Source organism: Sphingobium sp. TomTYG46, from assembly GCF_055396345.1.
In genome coordinates this window covers 2,588,957-2,615,182 of sequence record NZ_AP027324.1, presented here as the reverse complement: position 1 = coordinate 2,615,182, position 26,226 = coordinate 2,588,957, and the positions used below count along the sequence as shown (strand labels likewise).

24 protein-coding genes and 1 pseudogene are annotated in these 26,226 nt (G+C 61.2%); 17 read left to right on the top strand and 8 right to left on the bottom strand.

Annotated features, from left to right (window positions below; all coding sequences use genetic code 11):
- Positions 1 to 539 precede the first annotated feature (539 nt).
- Positions 540 to 1,295, top strand: coding sequence for a LuxR C-terminal-related transcriptional regulator (locus tag ACZ5YV_RS13185; RefSeq protein ID WP_464787989.1), 756 nt, complete (start codon positions 540 to 542; stop codon positions 1,293 to 1,295).
- 197 nt (positions 1,296 to 1,492) lie between these two features.
- A complete protein-coding gene (locus tag ACZ5YV_RS13180; RefSeq protein WP_464787988.1) occupies positions 1,493 to 2,833 on the top strand; it encodes an O-antigen ligase family protein in 1,341 nt (446 codons plus the stop codon).
- Between the two features lie 455 nt (positions 2,834 to 3,288).
- Here ACZ5YV_RS13180 and ACZ5YV_RS13175 read toward each other — a convergent pair whose 3' ends face one another.
- Entirely contained in the window at positions 3,289 to 5,589 is a 2,301-nt protein-coding gene (locus ACZ5YV_RS13175) for a GumC family protein (protein WP_464787987.1), read from the bottom strand.
- A gap of 285 nt (positions 5,590 to 5,874) precedes the next feature.
- Here ACZ5YV_RS13175 and ACZ5YV_RS13170 point away from each other — a divergent pair, with 285 nt between their 5' ends.
- The 6 genes from ACZ5YV_RS13170 to ACZ5YV_RS13145 are packed head-to-tail and all read left to right on the top strand — an operon-like array spanning position 5,875 to position 10,842.
- On the top strand, positions 5,875 to 6,783 hold the full coding sequence (locus ACZ5YV_RS13170; RefSeq protein WP_464787986.1) for a cytochrome c oxidase subunit II: 909 nt from the start codon (positions 5,875 to 5,877) through the stop codon (positions 6,781 to 6,783).
- The gene (locus tag ACZ5YV_RS13165) at positions 6,783 to 8,501 is read left to right on the top strand and encodes a cytochrome c oxidase subunit I (protein ID WP_464787985.1); all 1,719 of its coding nucleotides are present in this window, start codon (positions 6,783 to 6,785) and stop codon (positions 8,499 to 8,501) included. The genes ACZ5YV_RS13170 and ACZ5YV_RS13165 overlap by 1 nt, the downstream gene beginning before the upstream one ends.
- Positions 8,498 to 9,097, top strand: coding sequence for a cytochrome c oxidase subunit 3 family protein (locus ACZ5YV_RS13160; protein ID WP_464787984.1), 600 nt, complete (start codon positions 8,498 to 8,500; stop codon positions 9,095 to 9,097). Before ACZ5YV_RS13165 ends, ACZ5YV_RS13160 begins: the two co-directional genes overlap by 4 nt.
- Before the next feature lie 11 nt (positions 9,098 to 9,108).
- Positions 9,109 to 9,804 carry a heme-copper oxidase subunit III family protein gene (locus ACZ5YV_RS13155; protein WP_449470898.1) on the top strand — a complete coding sequence of 232 codons (696 nt, stop codon included), beginning with the start codon at positions 9,109 to 9,111 and terminating at the stop codon, positions 9,802 to 9,804.
- A gap of 5 nt (positions 9,805 to 9,809) precedes the next feature.
- Positions 9,810 to 10,163 (top strand): cytochrome C oxidase subunit IV family protein, encoded by a 354-nt coding sequence (locus ACZ5YV_RS13150; RefSeq protein WP_464787983.1) that lies wholly within the window; start codon positions 9,810 to 9,812, stop codon positions 10,161 to 10,163.
- Positions 10,164 to 10,167: 4 nt separating this feature from the next.
- Positions 10,168 to 10,842 (top strand): c-type cytochrome, encoded by a 675-nt coding sequence (locus tag ACZ5YV_RS13145; protein WP_464787982.1) that lies wholly within the window; start codon positions 10,168 to 10,170, stop codon positions 10,840 to 10,842.
- Positions 10,843 to 10,893: 51 nt separating this feature from the next.
- Here ACZ5YV_RS13145 and ACZ5YV_RS13140 read toward each other — a convergent pair whose 3' ends face one another.
- On the bottom strand, positions 10,894 to 11,694 hold the full coding sequence (locus ACZ5YV_RS13140) for a DUF2189 domain-containing protein (RefSeq protein WP_464787981.1): 801 nt from the start codon (positions 11,692 to 11,694) through the stop codon (positions 10,894 to 10,896).
- A 314-nt stretch (positions 11,695 to 12,008) separates the two neighbouring features.
- On the opposite strand from ACZ5YV_RS13140, the gene katG reads away from it, so the two are divergent.
- The gene (gene katG / locus ACZ5YV_RS13135; protein WP_464787980.1) at positions 12,009 to 14,258 is read left to right on the top strand and encodes a catalase/peroxidase HPI; all 2,250 of its coding nucleotides are present in this window, start codon (positions 12,009 to 12,011) and stop codon (positions 14,256 to 14,258) included.
- A 57-nt stretch (positions 14,259 to 14,315) separates the two neighbouring features.
- Here the strand turns inward: katG and ACZ5YV_RS13130 are convergent, their stop codons facing one another.
- On the bottom strand, positions 14,316 to 14,933 hold the full coding sequence (locus tag ACZ5YV_RS13130; protein ID WP_464787979.1) for a hypothetical protein: 618 nt from the start codon (positions 14,931 to 14,933) through the stop codon (positions 14,316 to 14,318).
- 169 nt (positions 14,934 to 15,102) lie between these two features.
- On the opposite strand from ACZ5YV_RS13130, the gene ACZ5YV_RS13125 reads away from it, so the two are divergent.
- From ACZ5YV_RS13125 to ACZ5YV_RS13095, 7 genes are all read left to right on the top strand, one after another.
- Entirely contained in the window at positions 15,103 to 15,921 is an 819-nt protein-coding gene (locus tag ACZ5YV_RS13125) for an alpha/beta fold hydrolase (RefSeq protein WP_464787978.1), read from the top strand.
- Positions 15,922 to 15,936: 15 nt separating this feature from the next.
- Positions 15,937 to 16,272 (top strand): hypothetical protein, encoded by a 336-nt coding sequence (locus ACZ5YV_RS13120; protein ID WP_464787977.1) that lies wholly within the window; start codon positions 15,937 to 15,939, stop codon positions 16,270 to 16,272.
- A 277-nt stretch (positions 16,273 to 16,549) separates the two neighbouring features.
- Positions 16,550 to 17,338, top strand: a complete 789-nt coding sequence (gene xth, locus ACZ5YV_RS13115; RefSeq protein ID WP_464787976.1) for an exodeoxyribonuclease III — start codon at positions 16,550 to 16,552, stop codon at positions 17,336 to 17,338.
- Positions 17,335 to 18,372 carry an ATP-dependent DNA ligase gene (locus tag ACZ5YV_RS13110; protein WP_464787975.1) on the top strand — a complete coding sequence of 346 codons (1,038 nt, stop codon included), beginning with the start codon at positions 17,335 to 17,337 and terminating at the stop codon, positions 18,370 to 18,372. The genes xth and ACZ5YV_RS13110 overlap by 4 nt, the downstream gene beginning before the upstream one ends.
- A gap of 135 nt (positions 18,373 to 18,507) precedes the next feature.
- Positions 18,508 to 19,404, top strand: a complete 897-nt coding sequence (locus ACZ5YV_RS13105) for an iron-containing redox enzyme family protein (protein WP_464787974.1) — start codon at positions 18,508 to 18,510, stop codon at positions 19,402 to 19,404.
- Positions 19,401 to 19,715: a response regulator gene (locus tag ACZ5YV_RS13100; protein ID WP_464787973.1), complete on the top strand. Its 315-nt coding sequence runs from the start codon at positions 19,401 to 19,403 to the stop codon at positions 19,713 to 19,715. The genes ACZ5YV_RS13105 and ACZ5YV_RS13100 overlap by 4 nt, the downstream gene beginning before the upstream one ends.
- Positions 19,716 to 19,794: 79 nt before the next feature.
- A complete protein-coding gene (locus ACZ5YV_RS13095) occupies positions 19,795 to 21,015 on the top strand; it encodes an MBL fold metallo-hydrolase (protein ID WP_464789233.1) in 1,221 nt (406 codons plus the stop codon).
- Position 21,016: 1 nt separating this feature from the next.
- On the opposite strand, the gene ACZ5YV_RS13090 is transcribed toward ACZ5YV_RS13095, so the two are convergent.
- The 5 genes and pseudogenes from ACZ5YV_RS13090 to ACZ5YV_RS13070 form a co-directional block, all read right to left on the bottom strand.
- Positions 21,017 to 21,490: a hypothetical protein gene (locus ACZ5YV_RS13090; protein ID WP_464787972.1), complete on the bottom strand. Its 474-nt coding sequence runs from the start codon at positions 21,488 to 21,490 to the stop codon at positions 21,017 to 21,019.
- A 130-nt stretch (positions 21,491 to 21,620) separates the two neighbouring features.
- A complete protein-coding gene (locus ACZ5YV_RS13085) occupies positions 21,621 to 22,121 on the bottom strand; it encodes a DUF3617 domain-containing protein (protein ID WP_464787971.1) in 501 nt (166 codons plus the stop codon).
- Between the two features lie 78 nt (positions 22,122 to 22,199).
- A pseudogene (locus tag ACZ5YV_RS13080) lies at positions 22,200 to 22,457 on the bottom strand (HNH endonuclease); the annotation flags it as partial.
- Positions 22,458 to 22,481: 24 nt separating this feature from the next.
- On the bottom strand, positions 22,482 to 23,018 hold the full coding sequence (locus ACZ5YV_RS13075) for a DUF3617 domain-containing protein (protein ID WP_464787970.1): 537 nt from the start codon (positions 23,016 to 23,018) through the stop codon (positions 22,482 to 22,484).
- 87 nt (positions 23,019 to 23,105) lie between these two features.
- A complete protein-coding gene (locus ACZ5YV_RS13070; RefSeq protein WP_464787969.1) occupies positions 23,106 to 24,011 on the bottom strand; it encodes an acid phosphatase in 906 nt (301 codons plus the stop codon).
- On the opposite strand from ACZ5YV_RS13070, the gene uvrB reads away from it, so the two are divergent.
- Positions 24,004 to 26,187, top strand: coding sequence for an excinuclease ABC subunit UvrB (gene uvrB / locus ACZ5YV_RS13065; RefSeq protein WP_464787968.1), 2,184 nt, complete (start codon positions 24,004 to 24,006; stop codon positions 26,185 to 26,187). The two genes, ACZ5YV_RS13070 and uvrB, sit on opposite strands and share 8 nt — an antisense overlap.
- Positions 26,188 to 26,226: the final 39 nt, after the last annotated feature.

The window sequence follows — 26,226 nt, the reverse complement described above, 5'->3', positions numbered from 1 at the left end:
CGAGTAAAACGGTAACAACTTGGCCCCCGGCCGCAATGAACCAGACAGCTATCATCCCTTGTGGCAGGAATCGGTGCAGGCGTTGGCCGAACGAGCAGAATATCCGCAGGCCGTCGCCCCGAATGATTTGCGGGAGGAAGCTGGATTAAGTCTTTTGGCTAATTGACATGTGCGGCGGACCGCCCTTGCCCACGGCATCGACTGAAGAGCTGAATCCAAGCCGCTGCCAGAAGATCATTTCCACAATAGGTTACGCGCGAATCACACATGCTTTTCAGCACATGCCATCAGTCCATCCTAAAGGACAACGCTTGCTTGCTATTTGGGATGGTTCAGACAAATTCATGAATAGACAATCGGTTAGCGAAATCGTGCCAACGCACGATCTTCATGTAAGTTAAGTTTTTCCAAAATGTTACGCCTATTGTTCAACGCTGCATTTGTGATACTCTCCGACCCGATAAGACAGGGGTCGCCTTCAGCAAGTGCTTTTGCATTCAATCCATCACGGCCTGCTGTGATGTTGAGGGAGGCGGACTATGACAATGGATTCAGATGTTGTGCTTGTGGGCGGAAGCTCCATCGTAAGAGAGGGTCTCCGGCGACTTCTTTCGTCACAACAGCGTCAGATCCTCTATACCGGGGCCAGACTGGACGAGCCTTGCCCCGCCAACATCGCCGATTCCGACTGCCTTTTGCTACTGATCGAAGATCAGGACATGGAATGGAACGGCGCGGCGCTTGCCCAAGCGCGCGAATATTATCCAAGCGCGCGGATCGCGATACTCGCCAACAAATTCGATTTCGACGCAATGCTGGATGCTTTTCGATCGGGCGCCGAAGGCTATCTGATCAATGACCTGTCATGCGAACGATTGGGAGGGTATCTCGACCTGATCGCGTTGGGGGAAAAGATCTTTCCTTCGCAACTGGCCCAGAAGCTGATCGACCAATCCGCCGTTTGCGAGGAGACGCCCAACGCCGTGTCTATCGACTGCGCAAATCTGTCGGCACGGGAAATGGAGATATTACGGCGCCTGATCGCAGGGTTGCCCAACAAGGTCATCTCGCGCGAGCTTTCGATCAGCGAAGCCACCGTCAAGGTTCATGTGAAAGCGGTCCTGCGCAAGCTGCGGGTATCCAATCGCACCCAGGCAGCCATATGGGCGGCAGGACAGGGACTGCATGGTCAGGCAGCTGACAGCGCAACGCCCTCCCCGCCCGCGGCCAGCCCTGCCGCTTTCCCGCCGAGAGGCGCCCCGCGCGGCACCGCCGATTGTTCGGCAAGTGCGTGACGACTGCCGGAGGACAGAGGCAGCTTTTTTTCACGAGCGGCGCTAACCATCCGTTTTCATTGCCTGACCCCCTACCCAATCGGATATCGTCCCTGCCCTTTTGAACGCCTGGCAGGCTTTATGTGCAATGGACTAAGTCCGGCCAGATTTGCATCCTACTCACGGAACAAGGCAGCAAAATAGCCGGAGCGCCAGGCGTGCAAACCAGTCAGTATCAGGCAAGCCATTATCCATTGCCCGGCGGCCGTCGTGCCAGCCCCGCTCAGGAACGAACGCAATTCTGGACAGATGAACTCCACAGATGGGAATTCGTCCTGCTGCAAGGCGCGGTGTTTTTTGCGCCTTACAACGCCTTCCGCCATCCAAGCCTTTACATAACCCTGAGCGACGTGATGTTCGCAGGCGCCTTCTTCCTGCGCGTATCCACAGGAAGGGTCGCATCACCCTTTGCCAGTCTGACCTGGCTCTGGGTACTGGGCCTGTTGATGCTCAGTGGCGGCCTTTTCATAGGCAGCGTTTTCAAGGGCGATATGGTCCGATGCCTGGTGCTGGTCACGCAATATTCCTTCGCCTATCTGCTCGTGCCGCTCGTCCTGTTGCGTCGGCCGGAGGAGGAAGTCGTCCGCCTCATCAAGTGCGGGATCTGGGGCATGGTGGTCATGTGCGCGCTGGGGGCGATGGTCTACTCGGCCGGCTATTACAGCACCGACAGGGAACAGATGGCCCTGGTCACGGGCAACAAGCGGCTACAGGGCTTTGCGGGCAACCCAAATGGCATGGGCGTGCTGACGGTCATGGCCATGACGCTCGTCTGGCTGATGCTCCTGTCCAAACAGATGCGACCGATGATTGCGCTGCCCTGCCTCGCCATTCTCATCACGGGCGTGATCCTGACCAGTTCGAATACCGGACTTTACAGCATGATCGCCGCTGCCCTGATTTTCTTCGGCGGCAGACGGAATTTCAAGACCCTGATCATCGTCGCTTCGCTGGGCGCGACTGTACTCGCATTCGGGCAGAATTATCTTCCCGCGACATTCCAGACCAGGGTCCTTTCCGCCCTGAACTCGGGCGATCTTTCGACCGCTGGGACGTTCGAGTCCCGGCAGGAACTGAACAGGGAAGCGTTGGAGATGGCCGACAAGAATCTCATCATCGGCCTTGGCGCGGATCAGTATCGGCAGGCAAGCCGCTATGGCCTTCCTGTCCATAACCTTTATCTGCTGCTGTTGAACGAAGGTGGCGGCCTGTCGTTGCTGGGCTATCTGGTGCTGATGACCGTTCCGATATTGGCGGGCATCGTGGGATATCGAGCTCGATATGGGAAGCTGGTACTGCTGACGATCGTCACGACGCTCGTAACCTTCGCCAACGCGGTGATGGGAATGCCGCACGTCTATGGACGATGCTGGTTCCTGTTCGTCTTCCTCGCCGTCAGTCCCGCACTGATCGGGCCGGGAGTGATCAGCCCTCGCTTCTTGCCTTCCCCCTCGCAACGCAGAGGCATGCGCAGCCATCTTCCCCCGTTGGAAAGCTGAAGGCTCTGCCCGGCTTCCAGTGACCGTTGTTCTTGCTAGTGCTCCTAAGCACCATGGAATGGCTAGAGCTTCACACCTTTTGCTTCATTCACCCTCCTTACGTCTAGGGCCTTCGAGAGGCCGGACAGAAGGGTCAAGTGGGTGTATCGATTTGATCAAGATGTGCGGGCGCCATGGTATCAGCGGCGATTGCGATTTCGCGGGGCATCTCTGCGCGCTTGGCTGTTAAGTCCATCGTTCGTCCGCAGCGCCATGGCCCAATGATCGGCACTGCAATCTCGCGCATGAGGTTGGTTTGAGACGATGGGCGCTTCAGCCCCTTCCCGTCGGCAGCTTCTGATGAGCGTGCAACTTGGCACTCTGCTTTGGGGGGGGGGGAGCGCCTGCCCTGGCGCGCGCAGCGACAGGCCAATCCGCGAAAGGCTGCACGAAGGGATCGCGCACCCTTCCGGCCGTCATGCCATATGGTCCGTGCGATCGCGCCAGCGCGACGGGGCCATCCGCTCATACCAGCGGCGGCGGGTCGGCATCTCGCCAGTGAAATATTCCGCTGAGTCCATGTAGAACTGGACCGGATCGCCATAACCGCGACGGGCGTGTTCCGCATAATCCACGCGATTGATGACCACCCCGTCCACCGGCTTTTGCAGCACCTGCAACGCCGCGCGCACCTGTTCGATCGTGGTGCGACCCCACCGTACGACCAGCAGCGTGTGATCGGCCGCGTCCATCAGCATGCGTGAATCCCGCGTGGCAAGCGTGGGGGGGGCATTGATGATCAGCAGATCATAATGTTCGCGCAGATGGTCCAGCAGGTCGTTGACCTTCCCCAACCGCATGATCGCGGCCGGATTGCGCGCAGGTTCACGCGCGCTGAGGACGACGGGTTCATAGGTGGTGATTTCGGACGGCTGCTCCGCGCCTGGCCTTTGTGTCAGGGCGAGCGTTGGAAGCATATGGCGCGCATCGACCGCACCGCTGAGATAATCGATGAGGTCCGGCTTCCCCCCCGCATCATCGGTAGGACGCAGGACGTCACTGGGACGGCGCAGATCGAGGTCGATCACGATCGCGCGGCGGCCCATGGCGACGGCCGCAGCCAACAGGGTGAGGGTGACCGTCGATTTGCCGTCTCCGGTGATGGGCGAGGTGATCAGCACGGTCTGCGCCCTTCCCGGCTGGGCCAGTTCGGCGACCTCGCTTCCCAGCCCACGCGCCACCTCAGCGAAGAGCGACTGAGGGTCCTGAAGCACAGGATTCGCCTTTGCCGACTTAAGGGCGTCGCCATCCAGTTCGGGCAGCAGGGCAAAAGTGCGCAGGCCGAATTGATGATATATCTGCTCGGCATTCCAGAGGCGGTTATCCGTCAGCTCGATGCCGAACACCACCAGCAGTCCCAGGATCAGCGCCCCGACGAACGCGGCGAACGTCGCGGACTTGGGTCGGGGCGAAATCGGATCCTGCGGAACGGCGGCGGGCGACATCAAACGCGAATGGATGCCCGATGCGGCGAGGCTGGCCTTCACCTGCTGCGCACGCGTGCTCATGGCGGTGAAAGCACTGCGCGCGGCTTCCGCATTGCGTTCGAGCGAGTTCAGCTCGACCGTCGCGGCGGTGTTCGCGAATGCCTTGCCAGTGATCGAACGAAGCGTTCCTTCCAGCTGGCCTGCGCGCGATGCGGCAGAGGCTGCCTCGCTTCTCGCGATGCCCGCTTCACGGGCGGCGGAGTTCTGCGCCTGCGTGGTTGCCGCGGCGATGACCCTGGCCTGTTCCTGCTGCATGTTGCCGGTGGTTTCCGCGATCTGCGCTTCTACTCCGCGCATCTTGGGATGTTCGGACCCATACATCATGGCCAGTTCGCTACGCGTGCGGTTCAGATCGTCCAGTTGCCGCCTTTGCTGGTCGAGCAGCGGGGACGTCGCGCCCGCTGTCGTGATGTTGCTCACCGCGCTCGCGATGCCGGCTGCCCGCGCGCTTTGCGCGGCGCGCATGGCGGCGGCGGAGGCGGCTTCGGTGGCGATCCGGTTGATCTGCTGATAATCTTCCGACCCGCCAGCGCCGGTAAGCATCTGATGCTGGCGGCGAAAATCGGCGACCGCCTGTTCCGCCTGATGCGCCTCGGTCGCAAGCCGTGCCCGCTCGTCATCCAGCTGACTGACGATCTTGCCCTGCCGGTCATCGCGCATGATGGAGCGGTAGGCGGCGAGGCTGGCGGGATATTGATTGGCGATTTCCGACGCCAGGTCAGCCGACTCGGATCGCACGGTGATGTCGATGAAATCGGAATCCTTGGAGCTTGAAATCGATGTGCTGGATATCAGCCTGCTCGCGAGGCGGGACAGGCGGCGGTTGTCGACGACGGCGTTGGCGGGAAGCGGCGTTTCGACGAAGCGCGGATCAGAGGCGAGCTTCAAATCCTGCACCACGCGTTCGGCAAGGGAACGGGACCGGTAGATGCCCGCTTCGTTGGCAACGCGCTGCTGGTTGCGCGCGGCCATGTCGGGCGATCCGCTGTCGTCATTCAGTTCGACCTGCACCGTCGCGGTCGCCTGATAGATGGGCGTGGAGGTCAATTGAACCACCAGCACGATGAGGACCGCGAAGAACACAATGGCGCCGAGCAGCAGTTCGTGCCGCCGGATGATCTTGATGACCTGGCGGGCCGAAAGGCTGGAGGGCCGGGAGCCCCCCTCCATCGGCCGGTCAGACATTGCCTCGAGCAGGGGCGCGTTCAGCGTTCCCGATTGCGATAGCATGAATAGATCCTCCACAGCGGCATTCTGACCTCATTGGCCGCCGACCCTCCCGCTTTTGCCAGGTCCGATCAAACAATCTTCGGTCGCAGAGCGCAGGAATAATGATTAACCCCTTCGGGCATCGCGTGACGCAAGAGGCGCAGCCCTGCCCCCTTCCGCGCACCCGCGCGCGGAAGCCTTCAGTCCGGGAAAGCGGCATCACGGCTAACCACTTCCACCCGGTGCGATTTTTCGATAGATTACCAATGCGGTTATTTCCGGGGCGACTCAATAAAAGCCGGGTCAATGGCTGTGAGGCGTGCCCGCATCGATGGGAGAGAGCCTGTGCCGATTGCGGTCGCCATCGCCATGCTGGTGTTTGGTTCGGTCGCATTTCACCTGTTCAGCCCATGGTGGCGGACGCCGATCGCTTCAAATTGGGGTTCCATCGATTCCGCGCTGGACGTAACGCTCTGGATTTGCGCGGCGGCCTTCATCATCCTCAACCTGTTCCTGGCCTGGGTGCTGGTTCGCTACCGACACCGCACCGGGCACAAGGCGCATTATGAGCCGGAAAACGCCTCATTGGAGAAAAGGCTGACGCTCTGGACCGCGATCGGCATCGCCGGGATGCTGGCCCCGGGTCTGGCCGCATGGGGCCGCTATGTTTCCGTGCCGCAGGACGCCACGGTCATCGAGGCGGTGGGGCAGCAATGGCAGTGGTCGTTCCGCTATCCCGGACCCGATGGGGTGCTGGGTGCTGCGGCAGTCAAATATGTGACGCCCGACAACGCGCTAGGCGTCGATCCCCTGGACCCGTTCGGGCGCGACGATCTGCTGGTCGAGGCGGGCGATCTGCATCTGCCGCTGGGCAAGCCGGTCAAGATGGTGCTGCGTTCAAAGGATGTGCTGCACGACTTCTATGTGCCGGATTTCCGGGCAAAGATGGATTTGGTGCCCGGCATCGTCACCTATTTCTGGATGACCCCGACCAAGCTGGGCACGTTCGACATCCTCTGCGCCGAACTGTGCGGCACGGGCCATCATGAGATGCGCGGGCGCGTCGTGGTGGAGTCACCCAAGGCGTTCGCCGCCTGGCAGGCACAACAGACGAGCTTTGGGCAAATCCTGGCCGAAACGCCGCCCGCCGCCATGTCCATCCTGCTGATCAAGGCGAATGCCTGCAGCGTCCCTGCGTCCTGGAGCAAGAGTTGATGGCTACCACCCTGGCTGACGACTTGCGGCCGCTGCATCATCCCCACAGTTGGGTTACCAGATATGTCTGGAGCCAGGATCACAAGGTCATTGCCATCCAATATAGCCTGACCGCCATCGCGATCGGACTGGTGGCACTGGTGCTGTCCGCGCTTATGCGGCTGCAACTCGGCTTCCCCGGCGCCTTCCCGGCGATCCAGCCCGACAATTACCTCCAGTTCGTGTCGATGCATGGCATGATCATGGTTGTCTATCTGCTGACCGCGCTGCTGCTGGGGGGATTTGGCAATTATCTCATCCCGTTGATGATCGGCGCGCGGGACATGGTGTTCCCCTTCGTCAACATGCTGAGCTACTGGCTTTACCTGCTGTCGGTCATCGTTCTGGTATCCGGCTTTTTCGTTCCGGGCGGACCCACGGGGGCGGGCTGGACGCTTTATCCCCCGCAGGCGATCAGCGAGGGAACACCGGGACACCAGTGGGGCATAGCCACCATGCTGGTGAGCCTCGCCATCTTCGTGGCCGCTTTCACCATGGGCGGACTCAATTATGTGACGACGGTGTTACAAGCGCGCACGAAGGGCATGACACTGATGCGGATGCCGCTATCGGTCTGGGGCATCTTTACCGCGTCGATCATGGGCCTGCTCGCCTTCCCGGCGCTGTTCGTCGCGGCAATCATGATGCTGTTCGACCATTTCGCGGGCACCAGCTTCTTCATGCCGACGATGCAGTCGATGGGCGCGATTACCCCGACCGAGGGAGGAAGCCCCCTCCTCTTCCAGCATCTCTTCTGGTTCTTCGGTCATCCCGAAGTCTATATCGTCGCCCTGCCCGCCTTCGGCATCGTATCGGACCTGATCAGCGTCCACGCCCGGCGCAACATATTCGGTTATCGCATGATGGTGTGGGCGATCGTCATCATCGGCGCCTTGAGCTTCATCGTATGGGCGCACCATATGTATGTGAGCGGCATGAATCCCTATTTCGGGTTCTTCTTCGCGACATCGACGCTGATCATCGCGATCCCTACCGCGATCAAGGTCTATAACTGGCTGCTGACCTTGTGGCGCGGCGACATTCATCTACGCGTGCCGATGCTGTTCGCGATCGCCTTCATCTTCACCTTCATCCATGGCGGGCTATCGGGACTGTTCCTCGGCAATGTCAGCGTGGACGTGCCGCTGTCCGACACTTTCTTCGTCGTTGCCCATTTCCACATGGTCATGGGCGTGTCTCCAGTGCTGGTGATCTTTGGCGCGATCTATCATTGGTATCCCAAGATCTTCGGCCGGATGTGGAACGAGACCTTGGGCAAGCTCCACTTCTGGATCACCTTCCTGGGCGTCTATGCGATTTTCCTGCCGATGCATTATCTGGGCATATTGGGCGTGCCTCGCCGATACTATGCTTTGGGGGAAACCGGGTTCATCCCGCCGTCGGTGCATCTGGCCAATGAATGGATCAGCATTGCGGCGCTGATCGTCTTTGCAGCGCAAGGACTGTTCTTCTTCAACATGATCTGGAGCCGGTTTTGGGGACCGCGCGCAGACCCGAACCCGTGGGGCGCGGCGAGCCTGGAGTGGCAGACGCCACAGACGCCGCCAGCACATGGCAATTGGGGACCGACGCTGCCCACCGTCTATCGCTGGCCCTATGATTATAGCGTGCCCGGCGCACCGCGCGACTTCATTGCCCAGACTGAGCCGCGCTCATGACGATCCTGTCGCGCCTTGCGGAAAGAAGCTGGGAACCGGCGAGCGATCGTGACCCGGCGTCTCCATCCGCGACCCGCCCCTCCGCTGGGAGCGTGGGACTCCGCGTCTATTTCGCCGTCGCAATGGTCATGTTCTCACTGCTGGGCGCGGCCTATTTCATGCGCATGGGGCTGCACGCCGCCATGGGGCATGCGGACGACTGGGTCGCCATGCCCGATCCGCCGCTGCTCTGGGTCAATAGCGGGCTATTGGTCGCGAGCAGCATAGCATGGGAGATCGCGCGGCGATCGCACGCGGCAGGACGGGCGGCAGGCGCTTCCCTCGCGGGCGCGGCGCTCGGCCTGGCATTCCTCTTCAGTCAATGGCTGCTGTGGCGTCACTATCTTGCGCAAGGCTATTATCTGTCATCCAATCCGGCCAACGCCTTCTTCTATCTGCTGACGGCGCTTCACGGTCTTCACATCGTCGGAGGCCTGGTAGCCGCCGCCTGGGTGCTGGCGGAGCGGAACCCCGCCCATGTCCGCCTTTGCGCCGTCTATTGGCATTTCCTGCTCTTCATCTGGATTTTGATTGCCGCCCTGCTCGTATCGACATGAGGTCCATCGCCATGGCTCACACGGTGCCCGACGGAAGAGACAAGGAGATTATCACTCCCGCCTTGCGGGAGATTGTCGCTGACTGGTCGGCTGATCAGGAAGTCTTCCGCCATACCCATTGGGGCAAGGCGATGATGTGGATATTCCTGCTGTCGGACACATTCATATTTTCCTGCTTCCTGACAGGTTACATGACAATGCGGGCGTCGGCCGTGGAGCCCTGGCCCAATACGGCGGAAGTCTTCGCGCTCAATATCGGTGGGCACGACATTCCGCTGGTCCTGATCGCAATCATGACCTTCGCGCTTATCAGTTCCAGCGGCACCATGGCGATGGCGGTCAATTTCGGTTACCGGCGCGACCGGCGAAAGACAGCTATCCTCATGCTGGTGACGGCGTTGTTCGGCCTGACTTTCCTGTCCATGCAGGCGTTCGAATGGAGCAAGCTGATCTTCGAGGAAGGCGTGCGCCCCTGGAGCAATCCGATGGGCGCGCCGCAATTTGGCGCCAGCTTCTTCATGATCACCGGCTTTCACGGCCTGCATGTGACCTGCGGCGTCATCCTGCTGCTGATCATCGCGTCCAAGGTGGCGCGCGGGCATTATGACAGGACGGGCGACTATAGCCCCGTGGAGATCGCCGGACTGTACTGGCATTTCGTCGACCTCGTCTGGGTCTTTATCTTCGCCTTCTTCTACCTGTGGTGATGTCCATGAAGCATGAGATAGCCAGCAGCGAAACCTCGCTAGTCCATGAAGGACAGCATCATCCGATCAGCCTTTACCTGAAGGTCTGGGGCTATCTCTTCGTGCTGAGCGCCATGTCCTACATGGTGGACTATATGCATGTGCAGGGGATCGTCCGCTGGACGCTGATCATCCTGTTCATGCTGCTCAAGGCCGGGCTGATCCTGTCCATCTTCATGCATCTCGCCTGGGAAAGGTTGTCGCTGATCTACGCGATCCTCGTGCCGCCGCTGCTTCTGCTGGTGCTGGTGCGGATCATGACGATCGAGGCGGACTATGCCTATTGGACGCGGGCGATCTTCATGGGTGGGGGAGGATGAAGCCATGAACCGGATGCGCTGGCTGGTGACGGGGCTGTGCGTCGTGGGGGCCACGGGCGCGCTCTGGAGCTTCAACTGGTTTGCCGGACGGCTTTATCCAGATGCCGACGCAGGCTCCCTTGCCTACCAGCCTGCCGACGACATGCCGCCGCGCGTGGACATGGCGTCGGTGCAGCGGGACTGGCCATCCAGCCTTGGCGACCCGGGCGAAGGCAACCGGCTGATCGCCTATCACCGGGATATGCGTGGCAAGGCGCCTGCGCCATCCTCCGGCGCTGGTTCTGCGCCTGCGGCGGCGCCAGTCGATCTTGGCACGTTGCTCGCCAGCGCGGATGCGAATGCTGGCAAGGAGAGGACGCAGCTTTGCGCCAGTTGCCACGACTTTGGCCAGGGAGGACCAAACCGTATCGGGCCTAATCTGTGGGGCGTGGTAGGGCGGCCGGTCGCCAGCCATGCGGGCTTTGCCTATTCCCCTGCGATGAAAGCGCATGGGGGCAGTTGGACCTACGACCAGCTATTCGCGTTCCTCGCCTCGCCGATGCGAGATGTGCCGGGAACGAAGATGAGCTTTGCAGGGCTCCGCCGTCCGGAAGATCGGGCGGCTGTCATCAAATATCTGGCGACGTTGGGAGGCGGAGCGCCACCCCTGCCGAAACCAGCCGCCCAAGCTGGTCAATGACCTGCCCGACACCTGCTCCCGAAAAGTGGAGCAGGTGTCGTCAGCGCAACCTCAGCGCACGACCGCGCGCGTGTAGAGATGCCAGGTCGAATATCCCAGCAGCGGCAGCACGACGGCCAGTCCGACGAGCCCCGGCAATGCGCCCAGGATCAGCAGCCCCACCACGATCAGCCCCCAGGCCGCTACGGTCACGGGACTGGTCCGCGCCACCCGAACCGAAGTCCTCAGGGCGTTGCCCCAACTGACCTTTTTGTCGATGATCATCGGGAAAGACACGACACTGACCGCCAGCGTGATGATGGCGAAACACAGACCCACAAGATTGCCGACGATGATCATCTGCCAACCTTCGGCGGTTCCGAACACCGCGCTCACAAAGGCCCCGAAGGATGAAACGACTTCAGGTCCGAACCGGCCCACGGTCGAATTATAGATGAACCAGGCGGCCGCCAGCCATCCCAGGAACAGCAAGGCGGTAATGCTGGTCAGGTCGAACAGCGAAGGCGCTGACGGCCCCCGGACCACGTCCAGGAAATGGCGCCAGCGGGAATCCAGTCCATGTTCCCGACGCCGGGCAAGTTCATAAAAGCCGCTGGCCAGGGCAGGGCTGAACAGGACGGAGCCCGCCAGCAGGGGAAACAGCAGCGGCAGGATCGACACGCGGCTGGCGATCAGAATGGCAAACAACACAACCACAGGATAGATCAGTCCAATGAACACCAGATCGCCGCGCTTGGCTTGGAAATCTTCCCAGCCCTGCCGCAGCGAGATACGCAGATCATCAAAGCCGATCTTGCGGATTTCATAATCGTCCCGATTGGAAGCCAGATCAGCTGGATGCGTAATCGCCATGGTCGCTCTCCCTTCGCGAAGTCACCATGACGGACGCTCAACCTTCAATCCTCAGTCGGGACCGGTGACGGGGGCGGCCTTTTGACCTGCGCAGCGCATCGTCTCGGCATGAGGGACGCCTCATGGCCAACAGCGGGAGATTACACCAAAGCGTAATGGAGCGGAACCAAAAAGCAGCCTATCCGTGCCCCGGGAGCCGTCCTGACGAGCTTTCACTGATCGCTTTTATCGATCATCATGACCAATCTTAATCGCTTCCTTAGATAGCAGGCCGGGTTTAGCCTGCCCCTCTGTATTCAAAAGGAGCCAAAATCATGGACGCGAAAACTGGCGGAAGCCCATTGAGCTGCCCGATGAAGGAGCCAGCCGCGCTGCGGTCACTGCTCGGACGCACCAACCGCGATTGGTGGCCCAATCAATTGTCCCTCGAAATCCTTCATCAAGATGGCGCACACGCCAATCCGATGGGCGAGTCCTTCGACTATGCGAAGGAATTCGCATCGCTCAACCTTGACGCGGTCAAGAAAGACCTTCTTGCCCTGATGACCGACAGCCAGCCATGGTGGCCGGCTGACTATGGACATTACGGCCCCTTCTTCATCCGCATGGCTTGGCATAGCGCGGGCACCTATCGCACAGGCGACGGGCGCGGCGGCGCTTCGTCGGGCGGGCAGCGTTTCGCGCCCCTCAACAGCTGGCCGGACAACGCCAATCTGGACAAGGCGCGCCGTTTGCTGTGGCCGATCAAGCAGAAATATGGCCGCAAGCTGTCTTGGGCGGACCTGATGATCCTGACCGGCAACGTCGCCATTGAGTCGATGGGCGGTCCCGTCTTCGGCTTCGGCGGCGGGCGCGAAGATGTGTGGGAACCGGAGAAGGACATTTACTGGGGCACGGAAGAACAGTGGGTCGGCAATCCCGACAACCAGACCCGCATCCAGCCTGACAAGGAAATGGCGCTGGAAAATCCCCTCGCGGCGATCCAGATGGGCCTCATCTACGTCAATCCGGAAGGACCGGGCGGCAATCCCGATCCCTTGCAGTCGGCGCGCGACATCCGCGAAACCTTCGCGCGCATGGGCATGAATGACGAAGAGACGCTGGCGCTGACCGCTGGCGGCCACACCTTCGGCAAGGCGCATGGTGCGGGCGACGCTTCAAAGATCGGGGCGGAGCCCGAAGGCGCGGACATCGCGCAGCAGGGCCTTGGCTGGCAGAGCGGACATGAAAGCGGCGTTGGCGATCACACGATCACCAGTGGCATCGAGGGCGCATGGACGCCCACCCCCATCCAGTGGGACATGAGCTTCTTCCACATGCTGCTCGACTACGACTATGAGCTGGTGAAGAGCCCGGCGGGCGCGCATCAATGGCAGCCCATCAACCAGAGGCCGGAAGACATGGCGCCGGGCGCGCACAGCCCCGACAGGCGGCTGCCAACGATGATGACCACGGCCGACATGGCTTTCAAGGAAGACCCGGAATATCGCAAGATCGCCGAGCGCTTCCGCAATGATCCGGACGCCTTCGCCGACGCGTTCGCCCGCGCCTGGTTCAAGCTGTGCCATCGCGACATGGGACCAAAGAGCCGCTACCTCGGGAGCGATGTTCCTGCCGAGGATCTGATCTGGCAGGACCCGATCCCGGCTGCGGTCTATGCCCAGATCGAGGAAGCGGACATCGCTGCGCTGAAGCAGGAGATCGCTTCGTCCGGGCTAACCGTATCGGAACTGGTGCAGACGGCATGGGCTTCGGCATCCACTTTCCGGGGATCGGACAAGCGCGGCGGCGCCAATGGCGGACGCATCCGCCTTGCACCGCAGAAGGATTGGGAGGTGAACCAGCCCGATCAGTTGGCCCGCGTGCTGGATGTGATGGAAGGCATCAAAGCCAAGTTCGACGGCGCAGCTTCCGGCGACAAGAAGATCAGCATCGCCGACCTCATCGTTCTGGGCGGCTCTGTCGGCATAGAAAAGGCGGCGAAGGATGCGGGGCATGATGTAACCGTGCCCTTCACGCCGGGCCGCACCGACGCATCGCAGGAGCAGACCGATGTCGATGGCTTTGCCGTGCTGGAACCGAAGGTGGACGGGTTCCGCAACTATCTGCCAGTCAGCTATCGCGTGCCGGTGGAGGAATTGCTGATCGACCGCGCCAACCTGCTGAGGCTCAGTGCGCCTCAGATGACGGTGCTGGTCGGCGGATTGCGGGTATTGGGCGGCAACCATGGCGGATCGAAGCATGGCGTCTTCACCGACCGGCCAGGACAGCTTACCAACGACTTCTTCGTCAACCTGCTCGACATGGGTACGGCGTGGAAGGCGGAAAGCGACAAGGGCGACCTGTTCGTCGGCAGCTGCCGCAACTCTGGCGAACGGAAGTGGACGGGCACGCGCGTCGATCTGGTCTTTGGATCGAACTCACAGCTTCGCGCGCTGTCGGAGGTCTATGCGTCGGCCGATGCAGGGCGCAAGTTCGTTGACGACTTTGTCGGTGCATGGGTCAACGTGATGGATGCCGACCGGTTCGATCTTCAACGATCGGCACTAACCGCTACCGCCTGAACACAAGGCCGCCGCAGCTTTCATGAGGAAGCTGCGGCGGCCAAATTTCATCTAAGCTCAATGAAGATCCCGGCGGCCATAATCCGTGTCGCCAAAGCGGCTGGACCGCGTCATGGGGGACATGCCGTCAGGTTCGCCGGGTTCGTGCACCAGTTCTTCAAAGAGCGCGCGATAATGGATCATCGCCTGACGCAGATCCTCGGTATCGGCCTCCCCGCGTGCATGGCGTATGGCGATGTCATGGGCAGAGCGATAATTTTGGACAACTTCCGGGTGATAAACGGACAAGTCGGCTGAACGCCTGTCGAAATCGACGATGGGATAGCCACGCGCCTCCATTACTTCGGTCAACAGCACGTCGGCGCGTGACACCGCACCTTGAGGATCATCAACGAACTGGTTCTGGACCTTCATCCAGCCATCGGTGAACATGTCGGTCTGCTGCGGGGAAAGGCGGCGCAGCGAAAAGCTGGCCACGCGCTTTTCCCGTTCCTGCAATTCTGCTTCAGCTTTGCGGGAGCTACCCGTCTCCTCGACGGTGCGGTCATATTCAGACCCGAATTTCGATCGCAGATTGGCATGCTGCCGGTTGCGCATGATCAGCACAGCTAGTCCGGCCAGCAGGACAATGACCACCAGCCCCAGGCCGATTTCCAGCGGAGTGAGCGTCACCATGACATCTCCTTGGCCTGTTTTTAAGGCCGCTTATGACGCCCGCCGCCAAATGTTGTTAACCGGGGTGAATAGGCTTTGTTCCCGCAAGACGAAGACGAGGAAATCGAACCGAAGGGAACGATGCGCCGCGCCACCGGTTGCCCTCACTCCCCTATCAGGAGTGGCTCCCATGCATATCGAAACCCGCGAAGGTCATGTCATCCATGTAAAGGACATGGGGTCGGGCCACCCGGTGATCCTGATCCACGGCTGGCCCCTGACCGGCGACATGTGGGAATATCAGACGCTTGCGCTGCTGGAGTCGGGCTATCGCGTAATTACCTATGATCGTCGCGGTTTCGGGCAATCGGGTCATCCCGCCGATGGCTATAATTATGACGTGTTCGCGGACGATCTCGCCGCCGTCATTGATAAGGTGGGCGCGCCCAAAGTCTCCCTCGTCGGATTTTCCATGGGAGGCGGCGAAATCGCCCGATATCTGTCGCGCCATGGTTCGGCGAAGGTGGACAGGGTAGCGCTAATCAGCTCTGTCGTGCCGTATCTTCTGAAGGATGACAGCAATCCCGACGGTGTCGATGAATCTGCACTGGACCAGATGCAGGCGCAGGTACGCGAGGACCGTTTCGCTTTCCTGCAAACCTTCACCAAGACCTTCTATGGCATTGGCCTCGTTTCCAAGCCCGTCAGCAGCGCGCTGCTCGATTGGACCTTCATGCTGGCGATCATGGCAAGCCCCAAGGCGACGATCGATTGCATCCACGCCTTTGGCCGAACCGATTTCCGGCCCGACCTGGGCGCGTTCACCATACCAACGCTGATTATCCACGGGACGAGCGACAAGACGGTGCCGATCGATCCGACCGGGCGAGCAGCGGCCGCTGCGATCCCGGGGGCGCAATTGATCGAATATGATGGCGAACCGCATGGCCTGTTCGCAACGGCGCCGGATCGGTTGAACGCCGATCTGCTGAGCTTCCTCGCACAATAAGTGCAGCGCGCCGTCATGCAGAAGACGAACCCGTTCAGCCTTTTCATGGACAGCTGGCAGCTGGGGCTGGAAGCCTGGACGGTGATCGGCCTCAGGATACCCAGGCTGCTGGCAGGCAATCCGGCCGCAGCGCGGGAAGCGCATCTCATGATCGCCGAGAAGATCGAAGCGATGGGCGTATTGCAATGGAGGGCGATGACCGGCGATCTGGGGACCAGCCCAGATGCCGCGATGCGCGGTAATCGCCCATTATCGCAAAGCCGTTGGCCGCAATCGGCGACGTCTCGCCCGGCGGAGAAAATGACCCAGCCGAGCCTGTTCGACGCGCCCCTGATCCGCCAAGGGCGCTGAAATGGGGCGCGCCTAACCCTTGTTCTCCCCAAACACACACCCATATCCCGATCATCGTCAACAACGGAAAGGAGGTGGTCTGATGTCTCATTGTCATATGCCGATCACGGCAAATACGAAGAGCCTGACCTCCGCCGCGGGGGTCCGCCTCTTCTGAGCGCGTCCAATCGGCTGACAATGGAAAGGCCGTCCGGAAGCAGCCGGGCGGCCTTTTGAATTGGGCGGGATTCTGCAAGCCCTCGAACCAATCGGCCCGCGAAACGTCTTGTGAAAAGACATGAGGATCGCGACCTATAATGTGAATGGCGTGAACGGACGCCTATCGGTGCTGCTGCGGTGGCTGGAGCAGGCTGGGCCCGACATTATATGCTTGCAGGAGTTGAAAGCGCCGCAGGAGAATCTTCCTGAGCGCGCCATCCGGGAAGCGGGATATGATGCAGTCTGGCACGGGCAGAGCCGATGGAATGGCGTCGCGATCCTGAGCCGGGTTGGCGCCATCCATGAAACCCGGCGCGGACTGCCCGGGGATTTGGATGATGTGCAGAGCCGCTATATCGAAGCGGCGGTGAACGGGGTCCTCATAGCCTGCCTCTACCTTCCAAACGGCAACCCCCGTCCCGGCCCCAAGTTCGACTTCAAGCTCCGCTGGTTCGATCGGCTGCACGCGCATATGGCCTCGCTCATCGACGTGGACGCGCCGGTGATCGTCGCGGGCGACTATAATGTGATGCCGACCGACCTTGATGTGTATGCGCCCGACCGGTGGCGCGACGATGCCCTGTTCGCGCCGGAGGTTCGCGCCGCCTACCAGCGCCTCCTCAATCAGGGATGGAGCGACGCAATCCGGCAGCTACATCCCGATGAGGTGATCTATAGCTTCTGGAAATATTGGCGTGGCGCCTTTGAGCGCAATGCCGGTCTGCGGATCGATCATGCACTGCTGAACCCGGTTGCCGCCGCCAAGCTGGTCAGCGCGGAGGTGGATACCCAGCCCCGCGCCTGGGAAAAGACGAGCGATCATGCGCCGGTCGTCATCACGCTCGACCTGGGCGGAGCGGAGCCATGACGTCGGCCGACCCCCAAGGTCTGGCCTTGCCGCTGCCGATGGAGGCTCGGCTCGTGTCCGAGCTGCCCACGCCGCCGGGATGGCAATATGAACCCAAATGGGACGGCTTCCGCGCAGTCGTGGGCTGTGACGGCCCGCAGGCCGACATCCGATCCAAATCCGGCAAGTCGCTGGCGCGTTTCTTTCCGGAGATCATTGATGCACTGCTCGCAACGACCGAGCGCCGCTATGTGCTGGACGGCGAGTTGATCCTGCCGCTGAACGGCGCGCTGTCCTTCGATGCGTTGCAGCAGCGGCTGCATCCGGCGGAGAGCAGGATAGCGCGCCTGTCCCGCGAAACCCCGGCGCAGCTTATGCTGTTCGACTGTCTCGCGCTGGGCAAGAGCGACCTCAAGGACGCGCCGTTGCGGGAACGGCGAAACACGCTGGAACGCTTTCACGCGAAGAATGGGACCGGGATGCTGCTCCTGTCCCCTGCCAGTGATCGAATCGAGGATGCCCACCGCTGGCTGGAAGGCAGCGGCGGCGCACTCGACGGGATCATCGCCAAGCAACTGGACCTGCCCTATCGATCTGGCGAACGCGCAATGATGAAGTTGAAAAACTATCGCAGCGCCGACTGTGTGGTTGGTGGTTTCCGCAGCACGGCTGATGGGCGTGGCGCTGCATCCTTGCTGCTGGGCCTCTATGACGAGGCGGGCAAGCTCAACCATGTGGGCTTCACCTCCGGGTTCAAGGCGGATGAGCGACCTCTTCTGTTGCAACGCCTTGAGCCGATTGCGGGAGGCTCCGGCTTCACCGGCAAGGCACCGGGTGGGCCAAGCCGCTGGAAGAAGGGCGCGGAAAGCGTGTGGGAGCCTCTAGCTCCGGAACTGGTTGTGGAAGTGATCTATGATCAGGTGACCGGCGGGCGCTTTCGCCATGGCACGCGCTTTCTACGCTGGCGGCCCGACAAGGCGCCGCGTCAATGCACATGTGATCAGTTGCAGATGGAGCTGCGCCCGGCCGAGATCGATCAATTGCTTGGCGGTTGAGTGAACTGCCAAAACCCCGATCGACCCGCTTTTGTCGAAGTAAACACCCTCATACTGATCCCTGTTAGGCATTTTTGAGGGAACGCCGCGCTCTCCCCCGAATTGAACAGGGGTACAATCAGGAGAGTATTTTCCGTGGCCACCCGCTTCGTCGCACCCGAATGCGCATCGCAATTTCTTCAACAGAGTTTTCAGGAACGCCTCAGTCATTGGAATCGGCAACGTCTCGCTCCATCCTATCCCGAGGATTGGGAAAGCCAGTTCCGCCAGGATGAAGCCATGCTGCGGCTGGAGCATGGCTTTATGGAAGAACTGCGCGCCATGGTCCGCGACCGAGCGGCGCGGGCACCAACCGATCCCGAAGGCTTCATCCAATGGTTCGAGGCGCTGGAGCAGACTGGCCCCGGCCAGCATGACGCGCTGTTTCCCTGGCTCGCCAACCATGCCTCGCGGGACGAAATCCGCTGGTTCCTGACGGAGGAAGCGGCGGGCGAGGCTGGCTTCGACGATCTCGTCGCCCTTACGCAGGTGAAGCTCCCCGATTCCGCCAAGCTGGAACTTGCGCGCAACTATTGGGATGAGATGGGGCGCGGCCAGGAAAAGGGCATGCATGGGCCGATGCTGGCGCAGCTGGTAACAACATTGGAACTAACGCCGACGATCGAGAGCACTGTCTGGGAAAGCCTGGCTCTGGCTAACGCGATGACCGCAATGGCGACGCAGCGCTGCTATGCCTGGCACAGCGTCGGCGCGTTGGGGGCGATCGAACTCACCGCTCCGGGCCGATCGGCACACACGGCTCGCGCCTTGCGACGAATTGGGCTCAGCCAGTCGGAACGACGATATTTTGACCTGCATGCCGTGCTGGACGTCAAGCATAGTCGAGACTGGAATGAGCTGGCGATCAAGCCACTGGTGGCGGAAGACCCTCGCCGCGCCGTTGCAATCGCGGAAGGCGCATTGATGCGCCTCAGCTGCGGCGAGCGCTGCTTCAACCGCTACCGTAGCCATTTCGGTCTGGAGCAAGGATGATGGCGCGATCCAACGGCCGCATCCTGATTGTTGAGGACGACCCGCTGCTGGCTGGCATGATGGTCGATCTGCTGCTGGCGGAGGATTACGAAGTCGACGGTCCCCATGCAAGTGTCAGCGAAGGCATGGCCGCTCTAGCCACCCATATGCCCGATGGCGCGGTGGTGGATCTGCATCATCCCAGCCGGAGCGTAAGCCTGTTGAAGGACGATCTTGAGACCTATGCCATCCCTTTGCTGGAAGGAGAGGATAGCGAGGTGCAGGATCTTCAAAGGCGCTTGCTCCCTTGGCTTCGACATATGCGGCATTGAGGACGCGCGGGATAAGCAACTCTTGTCCCGCGCTATATCGCGGCTATGACCCTGCATCGTGATCGAAGCAGGAGACGGCATGGGCCGCATCATCGGAAAAGTCTTTCGCGGAGCGGGCATAGGGCTGCTGTTTCTGGTAATCGCATTGTGTCTTGCGATCACGATCATCCCGCCCTTTCTCGATCGTATCTATTATGACGGGCCGGTCAGCCGCCATTATGATGGCGAGCACTTTTTCAATTCCGATGGCGAGATCGAATTTTCCGGTCCTCCGGGGACGAACCGCCGGGGCTTTCTCCTTCGCTGGCTGACGGGGCAGGACGAGCGCCCCGAATGGCCGCTGACGGTCGCAGTAAAGCCCACGCGCCCGCCAGCCTTCGCCGCGCCCCGCGGCATGGTGGCGACATGGGTCGGCCATGCCACGGTGCTGGTGCAGGCGGCGGGGGTCAATATCCTTACCGACCCCACCTGGTCCGACTATGCGAGTCCCTTGCCACCTTTAGGACCGAAGCGGGTAGCAAAGCCTGGCATCCGGATGGATGATCTGCCGAAGATCGACCTCATCATCGTCAGTCACAATCATTATGACCATATGGACATCCCCACGCTCAAGAAGCTGTGGGAACGGGATCGGCCCAAGATCATCGTCAGCCTGGGCAATGAGCGCATCCTGAAGGACAATGGCATTCCGGCGATCGCGCTGGATTGGGGCCAGTCAGTGACGGGCGCTGCCCTCAACAATCTGGGGACGCAAACCGTCATCCAGTGTGAAAATTACGAACATTGCCCAGACTACCGGGTCCATGTGCTGCGCAATCATCATTGGAGCAGCCGGTGGGGCACTGACCGCAATCGCGCATTATGGTCCAGCTTCCTCATCGAAACGCGCGCGGGCAATATCTTCTTCGCGGGGGACACGGGGGCTGGCGATATGGCATGGCCCACCGAAGCGGCGCGGTTCGGCCCAATCCGCCTCGCGATGATCCCGATCGGCGCCTTCCGCTTCTGGCCGGGGCAGATGGAGGCGGACTCCCACATCGGGCCGCAGCGCGCGGTCGAGGTGTTCGAAAAGCTCAAGGCATCGACCGCCATCCCCATCCATTGGGGCACATTCAGGCTGTCTTATGAAAAATGGGACACACCGCCCCGCATGCTGGAGCTTTTCCTGAAATGCGAAGGCATAGAGCGGCAGCGCTTTGCGCCGTTGCGGATCGGCCAGTCCATCCAGGTGCCCGCCTATTCCGCCGTGTCGCATAGTCCAAAACGATGCGACCAACGCGCCATCCGGACATTGCAATAGGTCAGGCGGGAGGGCCTGCTTCCAGCATCGCGCGCCAATTATCCGTCGTCATCGCTGTCAGATATTCGGCCTGCATCTCGGCGGTCAGCATCTCCACCATCTGCCGCCCTTCGATCCACAATTCGATCACGCCGAACACGCCGCCCCGCTTACGATATTTGGCGGGCCAGCCTTCCCGCTCCGCGATCGCCATGATTTCTTCGCGGGACAAGGGCGTGGCCAGCGCGGCATGTGTCGCGGTGTAACGCGTTTCGCCAGTCCGCTCCCCGAAGCCATCGGCGTCGCCTTCCTCCTCGCGCAAGACGGTGTCGATCGGATAGACCTCTATGGCGGTGCCCCGGTCATCGCCAGCCATGGCAATCCAGCTGCCAGGCGTCACGGGCGGAAAATAGAGCGCCTCGCCCCGCCACATTTCGGCGATGACCTCCGCAACATGCTTTGGATCATGCGCGGCAATCGAAAGATGAAAGAGCATGTCTCGACTCTCCGACATTCTGATGGATGCCGGGCGCGACAATGGCACAGAATCCCGCCACCAGCACTGGAGATTCCGGACAGGAGCCCCTCCGCCGACAGGCAGCGGAGGGTTTCTTAAGACAGGCCGTTCAGGCCTTGCTGCACTCTCCTGTGCGTTTGCCCGTTACGTCATGGGTGGTGCGCAATACTGGGCTGCCCCCGTCCGTCTTTGTCATGGTGCTGCCCAGCGTCAGCGTATCGGCGGTGTAATTGCCCTCCAGCACGATTTCCGATGTCGCTCCACCGGACTTGCAGGCCAAAGTCGCTATCAGCCGCCCCTTGCGCAGCAGCTTGTCCTTATAGGTGCAATCCTTGCCCTCATCCCCTGCCAAAGCATCGGCATCGGGTGTCCCCTTGGCATCGACGGCGATGCACAGCTTTTCCTCGTCAACCTGTTTCAGCGCGACCTGATATTGTTCGGGCGTGACGGTCGGCGTGTTGTAGCCCGTAGTCTTGCGGGTGATCGTCCATTCGCCCCCCTTCATCACGATCGGCGCTTCGACCGCTTCGGGTGCAGGCGCCTCATTGCCGCATCCGGCCAAGCCAAGCGTCATCGCCAGCGGCAACGCCGCTATTATCGTCTTTCGCATATCCTCTTCCCCTGTTCTCTTACGGAACAGGCAGAGGCTCGCTTGGCGCGCGGCGAAGCGCAAGAGAAAAAAGCGACGCTAGCGTTTCCTGTAGGTCGGCGCGTGGAAGTCGGGCGGCTTGGCCGCGACCCAGCCGAGAAAGCGGGCAAGGCCGGGATGCGCGCGAAGGGCGGCGGGATCACCCTGCGTTCGGGCAAGCTCCACATTACTGAGCTGCGCATGGATGACGCGATGGCAGATTGGATGGACGGGCACCGTGCCGCGCCCGCCCCGGCTTTTCGGCACCGGATGATGCCATTCAACCCGTTTGCTTAAAGGGCGCGCGCAGAGCCAGCAAAGCCCTCCGCGCGCTCCATCATATCAGGAGGCAGCGCAGTCCGCGCCGACCCATTTGCCCGTGGTTTTCGCCTTCATGCTCATGTTCATGCCGTTGGGGGCGCCGCTCATCTTCATGTCCATGTGCATTTCATAGCTTTCCGGTGCATAGTCGCCGGACATGACGGCATTCATCGTGCCATGTTCCGATTTGCAGGCGATCTCACCCTTCACCGATCCGCCGCTGACGTCGAAGCCCTTGTACGTGCAATCCTTGTTTTCCTGACCCGAAAACATCTTGCCGCTGGGGTTCGCCGCTTCTTCAGGTGAGACGCAATATTTGATCGAAGTGCGGCTCATCATCTTCTTCATCTGCTCTTTCATCTGATCGCCACCGCCGGGCATGTTCGGCATGTCGATATCCTCGAGCGTATAAGCGCCTTCCCACTGGCCGGGTTTCAGTTGCACCTTCTCAACTTGGGCTTTCACCTCCTCGCGCGTCTGCGGTTCGCCGGAAGGCTTGTCGCCGCAGCTGGCGAGCAACAGCGTGGCAGGAATAATGACGGCCAAGGCTTTAAGCATGATCTTCCCCCATTGATGCCGGAATGACCCGGCCTGTCTAACCATCAGCATATCAGGACAGGCATAGAATGAAAAATGATCCTGCGGCTATTGAGCCAGCGCCGCGGCTTCCTGCGCGCAATCGGGCGCGGTTTCCGAGGATTTGCCGCGCAACGCGGCGACTTCCTTGCGCGCGGCGGCAAGATCGGCGGCGAATGCGGGCTCGGCATTGAGGCGCATCACGGTGGCGGAAGCGATAATACGCCCTTCCTCAATATCGCTCAGCCAGTGCACATTGCAGATGCGGCGGCTGTCGCCGAAGGCGCGACCCCGCGCCACCAGCCTTGCCGCACGTTCAGGGATGAGTTCCGCGAGGATGAGGCCATAACCGTAGCCGATGGCGCTGTGACCCGAGGGATAGGAGCCATCACGGCGCAGAAACTTGTCCCAATCCGGCGTGCAGCTTGGCTTGCCATTATCCATGAAGGGGCGCGGACGCATGTAATGCTTCTTGACGTCGGCGGTCGACATGCCGAGGTCCCCCATTGCGCGGGTCAGGAGGCGTGTCAGCGCGGGGGCATGAGCCTGATCGATCAGGAAGCCTGCCGTGCAGGAAAAGGCGCCCGCAGCGCGGGCGGGGCGCAAGTCGGCATCGGCCTTGGCGAGATTCCAACGTGCGCTACCCTGCATCGCAACCGCTGCGGCCGCCCCCTCCCTGTCGCGCGCCTCGGCCACTGATCCTGCGGCTGGTGGTGGCGGGGAGAGCAACAGGCTGTCAGGAAGCGCACCGCCGCCAAGATAGCCGCTGCCCAGCGGGGTCTTGCCCTGCATGATCGATGGCGGCGTCTGCGCCGATCCAGCCCCGCCGGTCGTCGTCGCGCATGCCTGCAACATGGCCAGCGTGGTGAACAGGAAAATGGCCTTGCGCATCGGGTCCTCCGCTATCGTCATGCGGGATGCCTGCCCCACATTGCTGTGGTGCGGGACCATGCCCATATTGACCCGCATGTCCATTCAGATTCGCACCACGCTGGACGAGCCTCAGACTGGCGAAGGCTTCGTCCCCCACCGTCCCGCGCGCCCGGAAAAGAGCGAGGGCGGCAGGCCATTCAAGCTTGTTTCCGACTATGAGCCCTCGGGCGACCAGCCCACAGCCATCGCCGAACTGGTCGAACAGGCAAGGGCGGGTGAGAAGGATCAGGTGCTGCTAGGCGTCACCGGTTCGGGCAAGACCTTCACCATGGCGAAGGTGATCGAGGCGATGCAGCGCCCCGCACTGATCCTCGCCCCCAACAAGATTCTCGCCGCGCAGCTTTATGGGGAGTTCAAGAGCTTCTTCCCGGAGAATGCCGTCGAATACTTTGTCAGCTATTACGACTATTATCAGCCCGAAGCCTATGTGGCGCGATCCGACACCTATATCGAGAAGGAGTCGAGCGTTAACGAGGCGATCGACCGGATGCGCCACTCCGCCACCCGCGCGCTGCTGGAGCGGGACGATGTGATCATCGTCGCGTCGGTATCCTGCCTATACGGCATCGGATCGGTCGAAACTTATTCGGCCATGACCTTTTCGATGAAGAAGGGCGGGATCGAGGACCAGCGCGAGATCATCCGCAAGCTGGTCGCATTGCAATATAAGCGCAATGACGCGGCCTTCGCGCGCGGGAATTTCCGGGTGAAGGGGGATAATCTGGAGATTTTCCCGTCCCACTATGAGGACACGGCCTGGCGCATCACCTTCTTCGGCAATGAGATTGAGGAAATCGTCGAATTCGATCCGCTGACGGGAAAGAAGATCGCGACCCTCGAATATGTGAAGGTCTTTCCCAACAGCCACCATGTCACGCCGGGGCCGACGCTGAAGCAGGCGATGGAGGCGATCCGTTTCGAGCTGACCGAACGACTGAAAGAGTTGCAGGCGGAAGGCAAGCTGCTGGAGGCACAGCGGCTGGAGCAGCGGACCAACTTCGATCTGGAGATGATCGCGGCGACCGGAAGCTGCGCCGGGATCGAAAATTACAGCCGCTTCCTCACCGGCCGCCTGCCCGGCGAGCCGCCGCCGACCTTGTTCGAATATCTGCCAGAAAACGCCCTGCTGTTCGTGGACGAAAGCCACCAGACCGTGCCGCAAATCGGTGCGATGGCGCGCGGCGATCATCGGCGCAAGATCACGCTCGCCGAATATGGCTTCCGCCTGCCAAGCTGCATCGACAACCGCCCGCTGCGCTTCAATGAATGGGACGCGATGCGGCCGCAGACGGTCAGCGTGTCCGCGACCCCTGGCCCATGGGAGATGGAGCAGACCGGCGGCGTCTTTTCCGAGCAGGTCATCCGCCCCACCGGCCTCATCGACCCGCCGGTCGAGATCAAGCCCGTGGAGGATCAGGTGGACGACCTGATCAACGAATGCCGCAAGGTCGCTGCGCAGGGCTACCGCACGCTGGTGACGACACTCACCAAGCGGATGGCCGAGGATTTGACGGAGTTCATGCATGAGGCGGGGATCAAGGTCCGCTACATGCATTCCGACGTGGAAACACTGGAGCGTATCGAGCTGATCCGCGACCTGCGGCTGGGCGTCTATGATGTGCTGATCGGCATCAACCTGCTGCGCGAAGGTCTCGACATCCCGGAATGCGGACTGGTCGCGATCCTCGACGCGGACAAGGAAGGCTTCCTGCGATCGGAAACATCGCTGATCCAGACCATCGGCCGCGCGGCGCGCAATGTGGATGGGCGGGTCATCCTCTATGCCGATCGCATCACCGGCAGCATGGAGCGCGCGCTCAACGAAACCAGCCGCCGCCGCGAGAAACAGCAAGCCTATAATCTGGAACATGGCATCACGCCGACCACGATCAAGCGCAACATCGGCGACATCATCGCCCATGTGGCGAGCAAGGATCAGGTCACGGTGGATACAGGGCTGGACGACCGCCCCCACCTCGTCGGCCATAACCTCCGCGCCTATATCGAGGATCTGGAAAAGAAGATGCGAGCCGCCGCGGCGGACCTCGAATTCGAGGAAGCAGGCCGCATCCGCGACGAAATCCGCAAGCTGGAGGCGGAGGAGCTGGGCCTGCCCGCCGACGAACAGGTGGCCGCACCGCGTGGGCGGGCGACCGAAGGCAAGCCGGGGACCCGCAAGCTGCGGTACGGCAAGACCCAGCGGAAGTTCGGGCGCTGACGCAAGTTCAGCATGACGAAAGGTTCAGGGCCGTTTAAG